We start from the raw sequence: 16,591 nt of genomic DNA, 5'->3' as shown, positions 1-16,591 counted from the left end.
CATGGCTACGCTTGAACTTCGCAATGTAAACAAAACCTACGGCGCCGGCCTGCCCGACACCTTGAAGAACATCGAACTGTCGATCAAGGAAGGCGAATTCCTGATCCTGGTCGGCCCTTCGGGGTGCGGCAAGTCCACGCTGATGAACTGCATCGCCGGGCTTGAGACCATTACCGGCGGCGCGATCATGATCGGTGATCAAGACGTGAGCGGCATGAGCCCCAAGGACCGCGACATCGCCATGGTGTTCCAGTCCTATGCGCTGTACCCGACCATGAGCGTGCGCGAGAACATCGAGTTCGGCCTGAAGATTCGCAAGATGCCGCAAGCCGACATCGACGCCGAAGTCGCACGCGTGGCCAAGCTGCTGCAGATCGAACACCTGCTCAACCGCAAGCCGGGCCAACTGTCCGGTGGCCAGCAGCAGCGTGTGGCCATGGGCCGAGCGCTGGCGCGCAGGCCGAAGATCTACCTGTTCGACGAACCGCTGTCCAACCTCGACGCCAAATTGCGCGTCGAGATGCGCACCGAAATGAAGCTGATGCACCAGCGTCTGAAAACCACCACCGTCTACGTCACCCACGACCAGATCGAAGCAATGACCCTGGGCGACAAAGTGGCGGTGATGAAGGACGGCATCATCCAACAATTCGGCACGCCGAAAGAAATCTATAACGACCCGGCCAACCTGTTTGTGGCAAGCTTTATCGGTTCACCACCGATGAACTTCGTGCCTTTGCGCCTGCAACGCAAGGACGGTCGCCTGGTCGCGCTGCTGGACAGCGGCCAGGCCCGTTGCGAGTTGCCGCTGAGCATGAATGACGCCGGGCTTGAAGACCTCGATGTGATCCTCGGCCTGCGCCCGGAGCAGATCGTGTTGGCGGCGGGCGAGGGCAATGGCTCGTCGAGTATTCGTGCCGAAGTGCAGGTGACCGAGCCGACCGGCCCGGACACGCTGGTGTTTGTGCAGCTCAACGACACCAAGGTCTGCTGCCGTTTGGCGCCGGACGTCGCGCCGCAGGTGGGTGAGACACTGACGCTGCAATTCGACCCGGCCAAGGTGTTGCTGTTTGACGCCAAGACCGGTGAGCGATTGGGGACTGCTGGCTCACTGGGGGCATCTGTGGGAGCCGGGCTTGCCCGCGATGGTGTCACCGCGTTGTAACTGCAGGACTGAGGCGCCTGCATCGCGGGCAAGCCCGGCTCCCACAGGAAAAAGAAGATAACCAGTTGTTTTAATTAAAAAATGTAACCCGCGTTAGATAAAAACAGTTTAATAACAATAAAGACGAGGATGTAGGGATGAAAAAGCAACACAACAACACCCGGCTGATCTGCCAGCTGTCAGCGGTAGCAGCCCTGGTTTTGTCCGCCAATGCGATGGCGGATGAAGCCTTCAGTGCCGATTCCAAGTGGATGACCGGCGATTGGGGCGGCGAGCGTACCAAGCTGATCGAGCAAGGTATCGACATCAAGGCCGACTACGTTGGGGAGATGGGCTACAACGCTCACGGTGGCTACAACGACGACAAGACCGGTCGCTACTCTGACCAGTTTGGTCTTGGCGTGGCACTGGACCTGCAAAAACTGTGGGGCTGGGATAACACCCAGGCCAAGATCCAGTTGACCAATCGTAATGGCGAGAACATCTCCAACGACCGTGTTGGTGACCCGCGTGCTGGCACCTTGAGTTCATCGCAGGAAGTGTATGGCCGTGGCCACATGGTGCGTCTGACCCAACTGTGGATCCAGCACCAGTTCCTCGACGGCAAGCTGGACGTCAAAGCCGGTTACTTCGGTGAAGGCGAAGACTTCAACACCTTCCCCTGCGAGTTCCAGAACCTGGCGTTCTGCGGTTCCCAAGTGGGTAACTGGGCCACCAACATCTGGTACAACTGGCCCGTCAGCCAGGCCGCTCTGCGTGTGAAATACCACATCACGCCTGAACTGTATGCGCAAATTGGCGCGTACAACCAGAACCCATCGCAAACCGAAATGGGCAACGGCTTCAAGCTCAGCGGCAGCGGCACCAAGGGCACCGTGTTGCCAGTTGAATTGGTGTGGTCGCCGAAGGTCAATGGCCTGCCGGGCGAGTACCGCGTGGGTTACTACAAGAGCACGGCTGACGCTGATGATGTGCGCGAAGACGTCAACGGCGGCGACGCTGGCGCCACTGGCGATGCCCTGCGCGTTCGCAACAGCAAAAGCGGCTACTGGGGCGTGGTGCAACAGCAACTCACCACTCACAATGGTGATGCCTCCCGTGGTCTGAACGTTGCGGCTAACGTCACCTTCCACGACAAGGACACCAACTTCATCGACAACTATCAGTCGCTGATGTTTGTGTACAAGGGCCCGTTCGATGCGCGTCCAAAGGATGACATCGGCATCGGTTTTGCCCGTATCCATGTCAACGATGACGTGAAGAAAACCGCAGAGCTACGTAACGCGGCAGGTGGTTTCACTGACTACAGCCAGGCCGGTTACATGCCGCTGCAAGGTACCGAATACAACTACGAAATCAACTACGGCTTCCATGTCACCAATTGGCTGACCGTACGCCCTAACCTGCAATACATCACCCACCCAGGTGGTGTGGATCAAGTCGACAACGCCTTGGTCGCCGGCCTGAAAATTCAGTCTACCTTCTAACGCTGTTGCGATAAGCTCCTCTCTCTGTGCGCATTTGCGGGTAGCCATGGCTATCCGCTTTTTTTTGGCTTGCACTGTGATATTCGGAACCTGTGCACATGCATGAGCAACCGCTGCAACGCTTTTTCAAATCCCTGCGCGAGCGACCGGTGTTCGCCTGGGAGCGCTTTCAGATGCGCGATGTGTTGGTGATCGACCACCCCCTGTGCCAGGCGGTGTTCAGTCGCCAGGGTGCGCAATTGCTGCACTTTCAACCTACGGGCCAGAAGCCGTGGCTGTGGTGTGCCGCCAAATGGCCGCAAGTCGGGGCTATCCGTGGTGGCGTACCGGTGTGCTGGCCGTGGTATGGCCGTCACCCCAGCGAAAACGCATGGCCGTCCCATGGCTGGGCGCGCCTGATTGACTGGAAGCTGCTCGACAGCAGCACCGATGACGATGGCGTGCGCCTGCACTGGCAATTGCAATTGTGCGACTGGCAGGTGGACTTGCACGCGCACTTGGGCGAAACCCTGGAACTGCGCCTGAGCACCGAGCACCAGGACGAGTTGCCGTGCCAGTTGAGCCATGCTTTGCACGCTTACTGGCGTATTGGTCACGTTGACGAGGTAGCGCTGTCTGGGCTCGACGGCGCGCAAGGTTATGATCAGCTCAACCGTCAGGTCTGCCAGCAGGAAGGTGAACTGCGGGTCGATGGCGGTTGCCAGCGGGTGTTCCAGCATGAGGGCGAACTACAGCTCAAGGACCACGCCTGGCAGCGTGAACTGTGCATCGACACCGGCGACAGCGCCGACACGGTTGTGTGGCATCCAGGTAGCCGACCGCTGTTGGGCGTGAGCTTTAACGAGGCGTCGGGGTTTGTGTGCGTGGAGTCGGCGATGGCCGGTGCGAGCCTGGCGCCGGGGGAGAGGGCGCATTTGAGTCTGCAGGCCAGGGCGGAGCTTAGGCGTATGGCTGAGGGCCCTATCGGGAGCAAGCCCCCTCCCACAGTTTGATTTGTGAATACCTTCAAATGTGGGAGGGGGCTTGCTCCCGATGAGGCCAGTGCAGCCAACACAGGTCCAGGCTTAGTTGAACTCATCCCCCACCGGATACCGGCTGTCATTCAAACTCTCTTTGATCTTGCGCAAATGCGGCTGGAAATCCACCCCGCGACGCAGGGTCATGCCGGTCGCCAGCACATCCAGCACGGTCAATTGGATGATCCGAGAAGTCATCGGCATGTAGATATCGGTGTCTTCCGGCAACGGGATGTTCAGGCTTACTGTACTGGCCTTGGCAAGCGGCGAGTTTTCGGCGGTCACGCCCAACACTGACGCACCGTTTTCCCTGGCGATACGCGCCACTTCCACCAGTTCGCGTGTGCGTCCGGTGTAGGAAATGATCACGAACAGCTCGCCGGTATGAGCTACCGAAGCGATCATGCGCTGCATCAGCACGTCCGCATGAGCGGTCACTGCCAGGTTGAAGCGGAAAAATTTGTGCAGCGCATCCATGGCCACCGGCGCCGAGGCGCCCAGGCCGAAGAAGTGGATCTGGCGCGCCTGGATCAACAAGTCCACCGCCTTGCTGATCAGCGCCGGGTCCAGGGCCTGGCAAGCGCTGTCTAGGGACGCAATGGCGCTGCCAAAGATCTTCTGGGTGTAGGCCTCGGGGTTATCATCGGCCTCCACGGCACGGCTGACATACGCGGCGCCGCTGGCCAGGCTTTGCGCCAACTGCAATTTAAGTTCAGGGTAACCGCTGACGCCGAACGAACGGCAGAAGCGGTTGACCGTCGGTTCGCTGACCGAGGCGGCCTGGGCGAGGGCGGCGATCGAGAAGCGTGTAGCCTGCTGCGGGTTGAGCAGGATGACTTCAGCGACTTTGCGCTCGGCCTTGTTTAATTCTTCGAGGCGGTTCCGGATCTGTTCCAGAAGATTTCGCACGCGGTCCATTCAGTCTTTCCTTCGGGCGACGATGCAAATAAAGGGCGGCAACCAATCGACGACTGGCTTTTCGCGGTGGCCTATCCTACTGAGGGTAGCTGAACACCACCACTCGCAATGCGTATTTCCGGAAAATGTTGTGGTTATTACTACATTTTTCCTTGAGTGATGCCTTGAAAAAAGGTATTTGTAGCTTAACTTGATAAAAGAACAAACATCATGCCTTCGATAACCGTAGAACCCTGCACCTTTGCCCTGTTTGGCGCCTTGGGTGATCTGGCGCTGCGCAAGTTATTTCCTGCCCTCTATCAACTCGATGGCGCCGGGCTGCTGCACGACGATACGCGCATCCTGGCCCTGGCCCGTGAAGCCGGAAGCGAGCAGCAACATCTGGCCCATATCGAAAAAGAATTGCGTAAATACGTCGGCAAGGAACTCGACGAGGCCGTGGCCGCGCGCTTCCTTGCGCGCCTGGCCTACGTGCATGTCGACTTCATGAAGGCTGACGACTACGTCGCCCTTGCCGAGAAGGTCGGCGGCGAACAACGCCTGATCGCCTACTTCGCCACCCCCGCGGCGGTGTACGGGGCTATCTGCGAGAACCTGTCCAAGGTGGGCCTGGCGGAAAACACCCGCGTGGTCCTGGAAAAGCCCATCGGTTCTGACCTGGAATCCTCGCGCAAGGTCAACGATGCGGTGGCGCAGTTTTTCCCGGAAAACCGCACCTACCGTATCGACCACTATCTGGGCAAAGAAACCGTCCAGAACCTGATCGCCCTGCGTTTCGCCAACAGTTTGTTCGAAACCCAGTGGAACCAGAACTACATTTCCCACGTGGAAATCACCGTGGCCGAGCAGGTCGGCATCGAAGGCCGTTGGGGCTACTTCGACAAGGCCGGCCAGCTGCGTGACATGATCCAGAACCACCTGCTGCAGTTGCTGTGCCTGATCGCCATGGACCCGCCGGCCGACCTGTCCGCCGACAGTATCCGCGACGAGAAGGTCAAGGTGCTCAAGGCCCTGGCGCCGATCAGCCCCGAGGGCCTGACCACCCAGGTGGTACGCGGCCAATACATTGCCGGCTACAGTGCGGGCAAAGCCGTGCCGGGTTATCTGGAAGAAGACAATTCCAACACCCAGAGCGACACCGAAACCTTCGTCGCCCTGCGTGCCGATATTCGCAACTGGCGTTGGGCCGGGGTGCCGTTCTACCTGCGTACTGGCAAACGTATGCCGCAAAAGCTGTCGCAGATTGTCATCCATTTCAAGGAACCGTCCCACTACATCTTCGCCCCCGAGCAGCGCCTGCAGATCAGCAACAAGCTGATCATTCGCCTGCAACCGGACGAAGGTATTTCCTTGCGCGTGATGACCAAAGAGCAGGGCCTGGACAAGGGCATGCAACTGCGCAGCGGGCCACTGCAACTGAATTTTTCCGACACCTATCGCAGCGCACGCATCCCGGATGCCTACGAGCGGTTGTTGCTGGAAGTGATGCGCGGCAATCAGAACCTGTTTGTTCGCAAAGATGAAATCGAAGCTGCGTGGAAGTGGTGTGACCAGTTGATCGCCGGCTGGAAAAAGTCCGGTGATGCACCCAAGCCGTATGCGGCGGGGTCCTGGGGGCCGATGAGCTCGATTGCACTGATTACGCGGGATGGGAGGTCGTGGTATGGCGATATCTGAATTGAAACTGCCTCAGGGCGTTACTGCCCATGAGTACCGTACGCCCACGCTGCTGGCCGATGGCCTGGCCCATGACGTGGCCGAACAACTGCGCGCTGCCATCAGCGCCCGTGGCGAGGCGACGCTGGTGGTGTCCGGTGGACGCAGCCCTGTGGCGTTTTTCCAGAACCTGGCCAAGCAGGGGCTGGACTGGTCCAGGGTCACCGTCACCCTGGCCGATGAACGCTGGGTACCGGTCGAACACGCCGACAGCAATGCCGGCTTGTTGAAGCAGCACCTGCTGCAAGGCCCGGCAGCCGCGGCCAGGTTCCTCAGCCTGTACAGTGCCGCCGCCAACCTTGAAGACGCTGCCGAGCAGGCCGATCGCCTGCTGGCCGAACTGCCCGGCATTGATGTGCTGGTGCTGGGCATGGGCGATGACGGCCACACCGCCTCGCTGTTCCCCAACAGCCCCAACCTGGCAGAGGCACTGAAGGCCGACGGTACTCGCCGTTGCTGGCCGATGCTGGCGCCAACCGTGCCGCACCAGCGCCTGACCATGAGTCGTGCGCTGCTGGCGACGGCCAACTACACCGTGCTGTCGATTTCCGGCAGTTCGAAATTGACCACCTTGAGCGCCGCGCTGGCCAGCGACGATGTTGCTGCCATGCCGATTCGCGCGTTTTTGCAACCTACTCTCGAGATTTACTGGTGCCCATGAGCCAAGGATCAGCCGCTATGAAAAGCCCTCAACCGACCGTGTCCATGGCGGATAAAGTTGCCTTGATCGACAGTCTCTGCGCCAAGGCGCGGATCCTGCCGGTGATCACCATCGCCCGCGAGCAGGACATCCTGCCGCTGGCCGATGCCCTGGCAGCTGGCGGTTTGACCGCGTTGGAAGTGACCCTGCGTTCCGAGTTCGGCCTCAAGGCCATTCAGGTCTTGCGCGAGCAACGTCCTGAGCTGTGCACCGGTGCCGGTACTGTGCTTGATCGTCACATGCTCGAAGCGGCCGAAGTGGCGGGCTCGCAATTTATCGTCACCCCTGGCATTACCCGCGACCTGCTGGAAGCCTCGGTACACAGCCCGATCCCGCTGCTGCCGGGCATCAGCAACGCCTCCGGTATCATGGAAGGCTACGGCCTGGGTTATCGCCGCTTCAAGCTGTTCCCGGCGGAAGTCAGCGGTGGCGTTGCCGCGATCAAGGCCCTTGGCGGCCCGTTCGGCGAAGTGAAATTCTGCCCGACCGGCGGCGTTGGCCCGGCCAATATCAAAAGCTACATGGCGTTGAAAAACGTGATGTGCGTGGGCGGTAGCTGGATGCTTGATCCTGAGTGGGTCAGGAACGGCGACTGGGCACGCATCCAGGAAGTTACCGCACAGGCGCTGGCGCTGCTGGACTGAGCGGATTTACAGAATCGTTGTTGCTGTGCTTAACGGCATTTTTGCGGTGCACTTGGTCGGTGTGCCGCTTTTTTTTGCCTGCAGAAACCTCAAGAACACCGATGTTCAACTGTGGGAGCTGGCTTGCCTGCGATAGCGGTGGCTCAGCTGACATCTCTTGCGCTGATACACCGCCATCGCAGGCAAGCCAGCTCCCACATGTTTAATCTGTGCTCAACTGGTTAATGGCGTTGACTAGCACGTCGATGTCCGCTGCCGATGTCACCAACCCTGGTGTCACCCGAATACAGGTGCCAAACGACGCACCCACACGCGTGGTGGTAAACAAGTCGTAGTCCCTGAGCATACGATCCACCATCACCTGCTGATCCCGCCCGAGGAACTTGAACGCGGTGATCCCGCAATACAGCCGCGGATCATCCGAGGTCAGCACTTCAATGCCCGGCAAGGGGCGCACCTGGTTTACCCACAGATCCCGCAGGTAATTGACCCGTGCGCCCTTGGCCGCCGCGCCACCCAGGTCTCGATGCTCTTCAAATACCAGCGGCAAAGTCATCAGCGCTGGGAAGTTGGGTGTGCTGTAGGACGTACGAGCGCGCACGTCAGTGGCGGGGTAGTGAAACTCGCCCATGTCCGGGTCGATATCGGCCAGGCGTTCCGGGGCGATGTACATAAAGCCCAGCGTCAGCGGTGCGCCAATCCATTTGTGCAGGTTGAAGCCGGCAAATTGGATGTCCAGTTCTGCGAGGTTGAACTCGATCTGGCCGAGGGCGTGAGCGCCGTCGAGGATCACGTCGATCCCTTGTTCCCGCGCAGCCTGGGCGATGGCCGCAACGGGCATCACCAGGCCGGTGCGGTGAGTGACATGCGTCAGGGCCATCAGTTTAAGACGCGGATACTGCGTGAACGCCTTGTTATACGTCTGCACCAGGCTGTCGAAACTGGCCGGGTGGGTGTGTGACACCTCGATCACCTCCACGCCGCGAACATCGGCAAGCCAGCGCATGGCGCCCTTGACCGTGTCGTACTCCAAATCGCTGATCAGCACCTGGTCGCCGGGTTGCAGGCGGTTGTAGTTGCGGATCAGCGACTGTAATGCTTCGGTAGCGTTGCGCGTGAAGGCGATCGACTCGGGGTCGACGTCAATCAATGCCGCCAGCGTGCGGCGAATCTCGACGTTTTCACCTTGCTCGAAACGTTGGCGCACATGCACCGAGTTGCTGCGGTTGATAAAGCTGATGTGCTCAAGGTATTGCGCTTGCACTGCACGGCTCATACGCCCGAAGTAGCCGTTTTCCAGGTTGATCGGCCCGGGTTGCAGCTCATAGCGCTGGGCGATGGTGTGCCAGTGGCGTTCGTTGTCGGCATTCCTTGGCATGGCGAGTCTCTTAATGGCGGGGGGCAGGTTTGCCGTGTTTGGCCCGCAGTGGTTCGAGCAGTTCGGCCAGGCCGTTGTGGTCGATTTCCTGCATCAAGGCCAGCAGACCGCCCAATTCGCCGTGGGGGAAACCTTCACGGGCAAACCAGTTCAGGTAGGGGCCAGGCAGGTCGGCGATGATCCGGCCCTTGTATTTGCCGAAGGGCATTTCGCGGGTGATCAGCAGTTCGAGTTTTTCAGGATTCATGAGCTTCGCGGGATTGAGGCGAGGTCTTCGAAAATACAGGCATTCTGCATGAAGGCCAAATGACAGATCATGCAAATAACGCACATACAGATGGTTCAATATTTCATAACTTGTTGAAATTAAAGGATAAGTTAATTTTTAAAAACCTGGCACGGGCGCTGCAATAACCAAGACACCCTTCTAACCCGTACAAGGAATTGAAAAATGACTGACATCAATAAAGAATCGATCTCCGTACTGAACGACCTGATCGAAACCAGCATCGACGGCCAAAAGGGTTTCAAGGAATGCGCTGAAGATATCAAGCATCCGGAACTCAAGGGCCTGTTTGCCAAGCGCTCTGCTGATTGCGCCACTGCTGCCGCTGAATTGAAAACCGCCGTGCGTGCCCTGGGTGGCGATCCGGAAGATTCCGGCAGCGTAGCGGGTGCTCTGCACCGTGGCTGGGTCGACGTGAAGTCGATGGTCACTGGCAAGGATGAAGAAGCGGTACTGAACGAAGCCGAGCGCGGTGAAGACCACGCACTGAAGGCTTACCGTGAAGCGATCGAGAAGATCAACAAGCACAACTTGCTGGGCATTCGTGACCTGGTGGAGCGTCAGTACCACGGCGTACAGCGCAACCACGACCAGGTAAAAGCCCTGCGTAACCAGGCTCGTGCTCAGTCCTGAGACCTGCACAGTAACAATTGTGGGAGGGGGCTTGCTCCCGATCGCGGTAAGTCAGTCGACCTGTTGAGTGACTGACTCACCGCGATCGGGGCAAGCCCCCTCCCACATTTGTATTGTGTAAATGCAGAGATTGCAGTCAGCCTCAGCCAATACTGATCGGCGGCAACTCGGTCAACGTCACCACCTGCTGCTTGCGCGGCGCCAGAATCTCTGCCTCGCCATCTACCACCAACTCATCACGCTGGTTGAATACGCGTGTAGCGATGCGTACGCGAAACTTCGGCAGTTTTTCAAGGATTTCCAAACGCACGGTGAGGGTATCGCCAATCTTGACCGGCTTCTGGAAGGTCATTTGCTGGCCGATGTAGATAGTGCCCGGCCCAGGCAGCTCGCAGGCTACGGCCGCACTGATCAGCGCACCGCTGAACATGCCGTGGGCAATGCGCTCCTTGAACATGGTTGCCTTGGCGTATTCGGCATCCAGGTGCACCGGGTTGTGGTCGCCGGACATGGCGGCAAACAACTGGATATCACGCTCTTCGACGGTCTTGCTGAAGCTGGCGGTCTGGCCCACTTCGAGCGCCTCGTACGGGGTGTTGGTTACCTGGGTCATCTAAAGGTGCATCCTGTGGCTTATCGGTAATTAATCGGCTGATTTTAAAGCAAAAACTATTCGCAGCGGGTTGGCCTGCGCAACGTCAGCGCCTGTTCCAGCCAGCTCAGAAGGTCGGCGGTGACTTCATCACGGTTGGTTTCGTTGAATACTTCATGCCGCGCCTGCGGGTAGAGGTTCAATTGTATGTTCTGGCAGCCGGCCTCACGCAGGGCATGGGCCAGGTCCTTGAGACGCTTGCCTTCACTTACCGGATCACATTCGCCGCCCATCACCAGGATCGGCAAGCCCGGGTCAATCTGCGCGAGATTGGACGCTTTGCTGATTTGCTGCAAGCCGCCCAGCAGGTCGATCCACAACTGGTTGGTGCAGCGAAAACCGCAGAGCGGGTCGTTGATGTACTTGTCGACTTCGTCCGGGTCGCGGCTCAGCCAGTCGCAGGCGGTGCGATTGGGTTTGAACGCTTTGTTGAACGAGCCGAATGACAGGAACTCGATCAACGCACTGCGGCCGCGCAACCCCTGGCGCATGCGTTCGATACGTGCGATCAGCCGTGCCGCGCTATACAACGCTACCGGCTGGAAATTCGAACCGCTGAGAATCGCGCCATGCAGGCTGGCGCTGTGGTGCAGCAAATAGCCCTGGGCGATGTAGCTGCCCATGCTGTGGCCGAGCAAAATAATCGGCAGGTCCGGTTTTTGCTGGCCGATATGCTGGTTGAGGCTGGCCAGGTCGCCGACCACTTTGTTCCAGCCATCCTTTTCAGCGTACAGCCCTAGGGTGCCCTCATCGGCAGTACGCCCATGACCGCGCTGGTCCAGCGCATACACCCCGTAGCCGGCGCTGCACAAGGCGTCGGCCAGGCGAGCATAACGACCACTGTGTTCGGCCATGCCGTGGGAGAGCATCACCACCGCCTTGAGCGGGGTGTCTGGCAGCCATTGATTGACGTACAGGCGGCTGTGGTCATTCGCGGTCAGCCAGAAGGTGCTGTGGGTCATGGCGGCTTCCTTTGCTCAGGGTCGTTGCAGTGTATAGCTCATTCGCAGAGTTGCGGGGTATCTGCCTACACGTTAGACGCAAGATTCATACAATCAATGACACGATTTAGCGTATTTGCCTGTTTGCTCATAGCTGCTAACGTCCCCAAAGCTCCGCTTTTTATAAACGCTTAAAGCGGCCGGACATACTCAGGTAAGAGGACAAGAATAATGCAACCTGATTTCTGGAATGACAAACGCGCAGCGGGCGTTCCCAATGACATCGACCTCACCACCTACAAGTCGGTGATCGAAGTTTTCGAGCGTTCCTGCAAGACCTTTGCCGACCGTCCGGCGTTCAGCAACATGGGCATTACCCTGACCTACGCCGAGCTTGAACGCCAGAGTGCGGCGTTCGCCGGTTACCTTCAACAGCACACCGACCTCAAGCCTGGCGAGCGCATCGCGGTGCAAATGCCTAATGTGCTGCATTATCCGGTTGCGGTATTCGGCGCATTGCGCGCCGGGCTGATCGTGGTCAATACCAACCCGCTGTACACCCCCCGCGAGATGCGCCACCAGTTCAAGGACGCAGGTGTGCGGGCGCTGGTGTACCTCAACCTGTTCGGTTCGCGGGTGCAGGAGGTCTGCACCGACACCGAGATCGACTACTTGATCGAAGCCAGGATGGGCGACTTCATGCCCGCCGCCAAAGGCTGGCTGGTCAACACCGTGGTCGACAAGGTGAAGAAGATGGTCCCGGCCTACCACCTGCCACGGGCCGTGTCGTTCAAGCGTGCGTTACGCATGGGCGCGGGCCTTGGGGTGATGCGCCATCCGGTAACCCTGGACGATATTGCCGTGCTGCAATACACCGGCGGCACCACCGGCCTGGCCAAGGGCGCGATGCTCACCCATGGCAACCTGGTGGCGAACATGCAGCAGGTGCGGGCGTGCATGTCGCAACTGGGTGAAGACGGCCACCCGCTGATCAAGGAAGGGCAGGAGGTCATGATCGCACCGCTGCCGCTGTACCATATCTATGCATTCACGGCGAACTGCATGTGCATGATGGTGTCCGGCAACCACAACGTGCTGATCACCAACCCACGGGACATTGGCGGCTTTATCAAGGAGCTCAAGCAGTGGCGCTTCACCGGGCTGCTGGGGCTCAACACCCTGTTTGTGGCGTTGATGGATCACCCGGATTTCAAGAGCCTGGATTTCTCCCATCTCAAGATCACCAACTCAGGCGGCACCGCTCTGGTCAAGGCCACGGCGGAACGGTGGAAGGCGCTGACCGGTTGCTCCATCGGCGAAGGCTACGGCCTCACCGAAACCTCACCGGTGGCCAGCACCAACCCGTACGGCGGCCTGTCGCGCCTGGGGACCGTGGGCATTCCGGTGCCGGGCACAGCCATGAAAGTGGTTGATGATCAAGGGCACGAACTGCCGTTGGGTGAGCGCGGCGAGTTATGCATCCAGGGCCCGCAGGTGATGAAGGGGTACTGGCAGCAACCCCAGGCCACCGCCGAAACCCTGGACGCTGAAGGCTGGCTCAAGACCGGTGACATTGCCGTGATCGACACCGACGGCTATGTCAGCATTGTTGATCGCAAGAAAGACCTGATTATCGTCTCCGGCTTCAATGTCTATCCCAACGAAATCGAAGATGTGGTGATGGCCCACCCGGCCGTAGCCAGCTGCGCGGTGATCGGCGTGCCGGACGAGCGCACGGGGGAGGCGGTGAAGCTGTTCGTGGTAGCGCGGGCCCAAGGGGTGAGCATTGAGGAGCTGAAGGCGTACTGCAAGGCCAATTTCACGGGGTACAAGGTGCCCAAGCACATTGTGCTGAGGGAGTCTTTGCCGATGACGCCGGTGGGGAAAATTCTGCGGCGCGAGCTTCGCGACATCGCCTGAATTGAAATAGGGTCAAAATGTGGGAGGGGGCTTGCTCCCGATAACAGTGTGTCAGTCAACAGAGTCTTTGGCTGATCCACCGCTATCGGGAGCAAGCCCCCTCCCACATTTGTTATCCGTCGCCCAGGAAAGCCCATTCCAGAGCGTATTTCATTGATATAGAATTTTTGCTCTAAAAGTGACCATTGGATATTCTTGAGTCATGTTTATGACTGTAGGGCCCTCTTTTGGCTCTAGGCGGCCCTCGGCAAAGCTGCTACTCTCGGCGCGCTTTGTGACGTCTCGGCCTGCTTGAAAGCGCCAGATTCACCTAAAAACATACACCAATAATAATCGCATCAAATGCGATGATGAATTCGCGTCGCTGAGGAGTGGGCTTCCATGAATGAAGACTTTTGGAAGGATAAGTACCCCGCCGGGATTGCTGCACAGATCAATCCAGACGAGTATCCGAATATTCAGGCGGTACTGAAGCAGTCCTGCCAGCGCTTCGCCAACAAACCGGCTTTCAGCAACCTGGGCAAGACCATCACCTACGGTGAACTCTACGAATTGTCCGGGGCATTTGCCGCGTATCTGCAACAGCATACCGACTTGAAGCCTGGCGATCGAATCGCCGTGCAACTGCCCAACGTCCTGCAATACCCGGTCGCCGTGTTCGGCGCCATTCGTGCCGGCCTGATCGTGGTCAACACCAACCCGCTGTACACCGCGCGGGAAATGGAACATCAATTCAATGATTCCGGGGCCAAGGCCCTGGTTTGCCTGGCCAACATGGCGCACCTGGCTGAAAAAGTCGTGCCCAAGACCGCCGTCAAGCATGTGATCGTCACTGAAGTCGCCGACCTGCTGTCGCCGTTCAAGCGCCTGCTGATCAACAGCGTGATCAAGTACGTGAAGAAGATGGTCCCGGCCTATCACTTGCCCCAGGCCATCACGTTCAATGACGTGCTTGCCAAGGGCCATGGCCAGCCGGTGAATGATGTCAGCCCGGCCAGCAGCGATGTGGCGGTGTTGCAATATACCGGCGGTACCACCGGTGTGGCCAAGGGCGCGATGCTGACCCACCGCAACCTCGTCGCCAACATGCTGCAATGCAAGGCGCTGATGGGGTCCAACCTCAACGAAGGCTGCGAGATCCTGATCACACCGCTGCCGCTGTACCACATCTATGCCTTCACCTTTCACTGCATGGCGATGATGCTGATCGGCAACCACAACATCCTGATCAGCAACCCGCGTGACCTGCCGGCGATGGTCAAGGAACTGTCGAAGTGGAAGTTCAGCGGGTTCGTCGGCTTGAATACCCTGTTCGTGGCGCTGTGCAACAACGAAGCCTTCCGCAAACTCGATTTCTCCGCGCTCAAAGTCACCCTGTCGGGCGGCATGGCCCTGCAATTGGCGGCCGCCGAGCGTTGGAAGGCCGTGACCGGCTGTGGTATTTGCGAAGGCTACGGCATGACCGAAACCAGCCCGGTGGCCACGGTGAACCCGATCCAGCATATCCAGATCGGCACCATTGGCATTCCGGTACCGTCCACAGTGTGTAAAGTCATCGCCGACGACGGTACCGAGTTGGCGCTGGGTGAAACCGGCGAGCTGTGCGTCAAAGGCCCGCAAGTCATGAAGGGCTACTGGCAGCGCGAAGACGCCACCGCCGAGATGCTCGACAGCGAAGGTTGGCTGAAAACCGGTGACATCGCGATCATCCAGCCAGACGGCTATATGCGCATTGTCGACCGCAAGAAAGACATGATTCTGGTCTCCGGCTTCAACGTCTACCCCAACGAACTGGAAGACGTACTGGCAGGCCTGCCGGGCGTGTTGCAGTGCGCAGCCATCGGTGTGCCGGACGAGAAGTCCGGAGAGCACATCAAGATCTTCATCGTGGTCAAGCCAGGCGCCACCCTCACCAAGGACCAGGTGATGGAGCACATGCGCGCCAACGTCACCGGCTACAAGGTGCCCAAGGCTGTTGAGTTCCGTGATGCGTTGCCTACAACTAACGTCGGCAAGATTCTGCGGCGTGAATTGCGTGATGAAGAACTGAAAAAGCTGGGTGTGAAGAAATAGCCCGGTAAAGCGTGAATTGAAAAGTACCCCTCGCTGAGGGGTATTTTTTTGCCTCTGGCGCGGCGTAATGCCCGGCTTGTCACTCCACGGGCTTGTGTGATATCGACTAATAACGACGCACGCTCGCTAAATACGCGACGCTTGCAAGTTGACGGCTGATCGAGGAGTGATGATGGACTTAGGGATTAGAGGTAAATGGGCTGTCGTCTGCGCTGCCAGTAAAGGGTTGGGTTATAGCTGTGCCCAGGCGCTTGCGGACGAGGGGGTAAACATCGTGATTAACGCACGGGGGGCGCCTGACTTAGAGGCTGCCGCACAGCGTTTGAAACTCAGAAACCCTGAGGGAGAAGTCATCACGGTGGTAGGTGATATTACTGACCCTTCGATTCGCCAGGCATTGGTCGATGCTGCCCCGCAAGTTGATATATTGATCAATAATGCCGGGGGGCCCAAGCCTGGGAACTTTCGTGAGTGGACCGATCAAGAGTGGCGTGCAGCAATTGATACCAATATGTTGGCACCTATCGAACTCATCAAATCAGTGATCGATTCCATGGCAGGTCGAGGCTTCGGCCGGATAATCAATATAACTTCCGGCGCGGTTAAAGCGCCCCTGGATGCATTGGGGCTTTCAACCTCAGTCCGATGTGGGCTTACCGGTTTTGTGGCGGGCTTGGCGCGTCAGAAAGACTTCGCGTCGAGAAACACCACGATCAATAATATTCTCCCCGGTGCGTTCAAAACCGAGCGATTGGAAAATACCTTTCAAGTGGCGGCAGAGCGTTCAGGAAAAACAGTGAACGCTATGGCTGAAAGTCGACTGGCAACCATTCCGGCGGGGCGCTTTGGTGACCCGGCTGAGTTCGCTGCATTGTGCGCTTTTTTATGCAGTCATCAGGCTGCCTATGTGACCGGTCAGAACATCCTTATCGATGGCGGCGCCTACCCGGGTATCTTCTAATGGATAGCCAAAGATGTCGTTGTGCCATATGAAATAGTAGGGTTTTTAAAATTTAAACCGCCAGCGATGGCGGTTTTTTTATGGGTTTTGCTTTTTCTTGT

General features: G+C 58.4%; 15 protein-coding genes. 10 read left to right on the top strand and 5 right to left on the bottom strand.

The window, feature by feature from the left end:
- Position 1 precedes the first annotated feature (1 nt).
- The 3 genes from FW800_RS20085 to FW800_RS20075 all read left to right on the top strand — a co-directional run bounded on the left by FW800_RS20085 (position 2) and on the right by FW800_RS20075 (position 3,644).
- Positions 2 to 1,165, top strand: coding sequence for an ABC transporter ATP-binding protein (locus FW800_RS20085; RefSeq protein ID WP_446438309.1), 1,164 nt, complete (start codon positions 2 to 4; stop codon positions 1,163 to 1,165).
- 137 nt (positions 1,166 to 1,302) lie between these two features.
- Entirely contained in the window at positions 1,303 to 2,652 is a 1,350-nt protein-coding gene (locus FW800_RS20080) for a carbohydrate porin (RefSeq protein ID WP_078822158.1), read from the top strand.
- 98 nt (positions 2,653 to 2,750) lie between these two features.
- Positions 2,751 to 3,644 carry a D-hexose-6-phosphate mutarotase gene (locus FW800_RS20075; protein WP_446438308.1) on the top strand — a complete coding sequence of 298 codons (894 nt, stop codon included), beginning with the start codon at positions 2,751 to 2,753 and terminating at the stop codon, positions 3,642 to 3,644.
- Positions 3,645 to 3,716: 72 nt separating this feature from the next.
- On the opposite strand, the gene FW800_RS20070 is transcribed toward FW800_RS20075, so the two are convergent.
- Entirely contained in the window at positions 3,717 to 4,577 is an 861-nt protein-coding gene (locus tag FW800_RS20070) for a MurR/RpiR family transcriptional regulator (protein ID WP_169856377.1), read from the bottom strand.
- 219 nt (positions 4,578 to 4,796) lie between these two features.
- Between FW800_RS20070 and zwf the strand changes: the two genes are divergently transcribed.
- Genes zwf through FW800_RS20055 form a run of 3 tightly spaced genes read left to right on the top strand, consistent with a single transcriptional unit; the run spans position 4,797 to position 7,646 of the window.
- A complete protein-coding gene (zwf, locus tag FW800_RS20065; RefSeq protein ID WP_032879759.1) occupies positions 4,797 to 6,263 on the top strand; it encodes a glucose-6-phosphate dehydrogenase in 1,467 nt (488 codons plus the stop codon).
- Positions 6,250 to 6,963: a 6-phosphogluconolactonase gene (gene pgl, locus FW800_RS20060; RefSeq protein WP_032879760.1), complete on the top strand. Its 714-nt coding sequence runs from the start codon at positions 6,250 to 6,252 to the stop codon at positions 6,961 to 6,963. The genes zwf and pgl overlap by 14 nt, the downstream gene beginning before the upstream one ends.
- Positions 6,964 to 6,980: 17 nt before the next feature.
- Entirely contained in the window at positions 6,981 to 7,646 is a 666-nt protein-coding gene (locus tag FW800_RS20055; protein WP_032803689.1) for a bifunctional 4-hydroxy-2-oxoglutarate aldolase/2-dehydro-3-deoxy-phosphogluconate aldolase, read from the top strand.
- A gap of 202 nt (positions 7,647 to 7,848) precedes the next feature.
- On the opposite strand, the gene FW800_RS20050 is transcribed toward FW800_RS20055, so the two are convergent.
- The gene (locus FW800_RS20050) at positions 7,849 to 9,024 is read right to left on the bottom strand and encodes an aminotransferase class V-fold PLP-dependent enzyme (RefSeq protein ID WP_446438307.1); all 1,176 of its coding nucleotides are present in this window, start codon (positions 9,022 to 9,024) and stop codon (positions 7,849 to 7,851) included.
- Positions 9,025 to 9,034: 10 nt separating this feature from the next.
- Positions 9,035 to 9,271, bottom strand: coding sequence for a DUF3820 family protein (locus FW800_RS20045; RefSeq protein ID WP_005790761.1), 237 nt, complete (start codon positions 9,269 to 9,271; stop codon positions 9,035 to 9,037).
- A 204-nt stretch (positions 9,272 to 9,475) separates the two neighbouring features.
- Here FW800_RS20045 and FW800_RS20040 point away from each other — a divergent pair, with 204 nt between their 5' ends.
- Entirely contained in the window at positions 9,476 to 9,943 is a 468-nt protein-coding gene (locus FW800_RS20040; protein WP_446438306.1) for a ferritin-like domain-containing protein, read from the top strand.
- A gap of 142 nt (positions 9,944 to 10,085) precedes the next feature.
- Here FW800_RS20040 and FW800_RS20035 read toward each other — a convergent pair whose 3' ends face one another.
- Together FW800_RS20035 and FW800_RS20030 are read right to left on the bottom strand one after the other, a co-directional pair.
- Positions 10,086 to 10,556, bottom strand: coding sequence for a MaoC family dehydratase (locus tag FW800_RS20035; RefSeq protein WP_003193747.1), 471 nt, complete (start codon positions 10,554 to 10,556; stop codon positions 10,086 to 10,088).
- 56 nt (positions 10,557 to 10,612) lie between these two features.
- Entirely contained in the window at positions 10,613 to 11,557 is a 945-nt protein-coding gene (locus tag FW800_RS20030; RefSeq protein ID WP_446438305.1) for an alpha/beta hydrolase, read from the bottom strand.
- Positions 11,558 to 11,767: 210 nt separating this feature from the next.
- Here FW800_RS20030 and fadD2 point away from each other — a divergent pair, with 210 nt between their 5' ends.
- The 3 genes from fadD2 to FW800_RS20015 all read left to right on the top strand — a co-directional run bounded on the left by fadD2 (position 11,768) and on the right by FW800_RS20015 (position 16,490).
- Entirely contained in the window at positions 11,768 to 13,456 is a 1,689-nt protein-coding gene (fadD2, locus tag FW800_RS20025; protein WP_446438304.1) for a long-chain-fatty-acid--CoA ligase FadD2, read from the top strand.
- A 381-nt stretch (positions 13,457 to 13,837) separates the two neighbouring features.
- Complete coding sequence (fadD1, locus tag FW800_RS20020) at positions 13,838 to 15,529, top strand: long-chain-fatty-acid--CoA ligase FadD1 (RefSeq protein WP_005790755.1); 1,692 nt, start codon at positions 13,838 to 13,840, stop codon at positions 15,527 to 15,529.
- A 172-nt stretch (positions 15,530 to 15,701) separates the two neighbouring features.
- Positions 15,702 to 16,490 carry an SDR family oxidoreductase gene (locus FW800_RS20015; RefSeq protein ID WP_103734752.1) on the top strand — a complete coding sequence of 263 codons (789 nt, stop codon included), beginning with the start codon at positions 15,702 to 15,704 and terminating at the stop codon, positions 16,488 to 16,490.
- Positions 16,491 to 16,591 lie beyond the last annotated feature (101 nt).

This window comes from Pseudomonas sp. 910_23, assembly GCF_052850795.1.
Note: the sequence above shows the minus strand (reverse complement) of the source record. Positions and strands in the feature narration are given on the sequence as shown.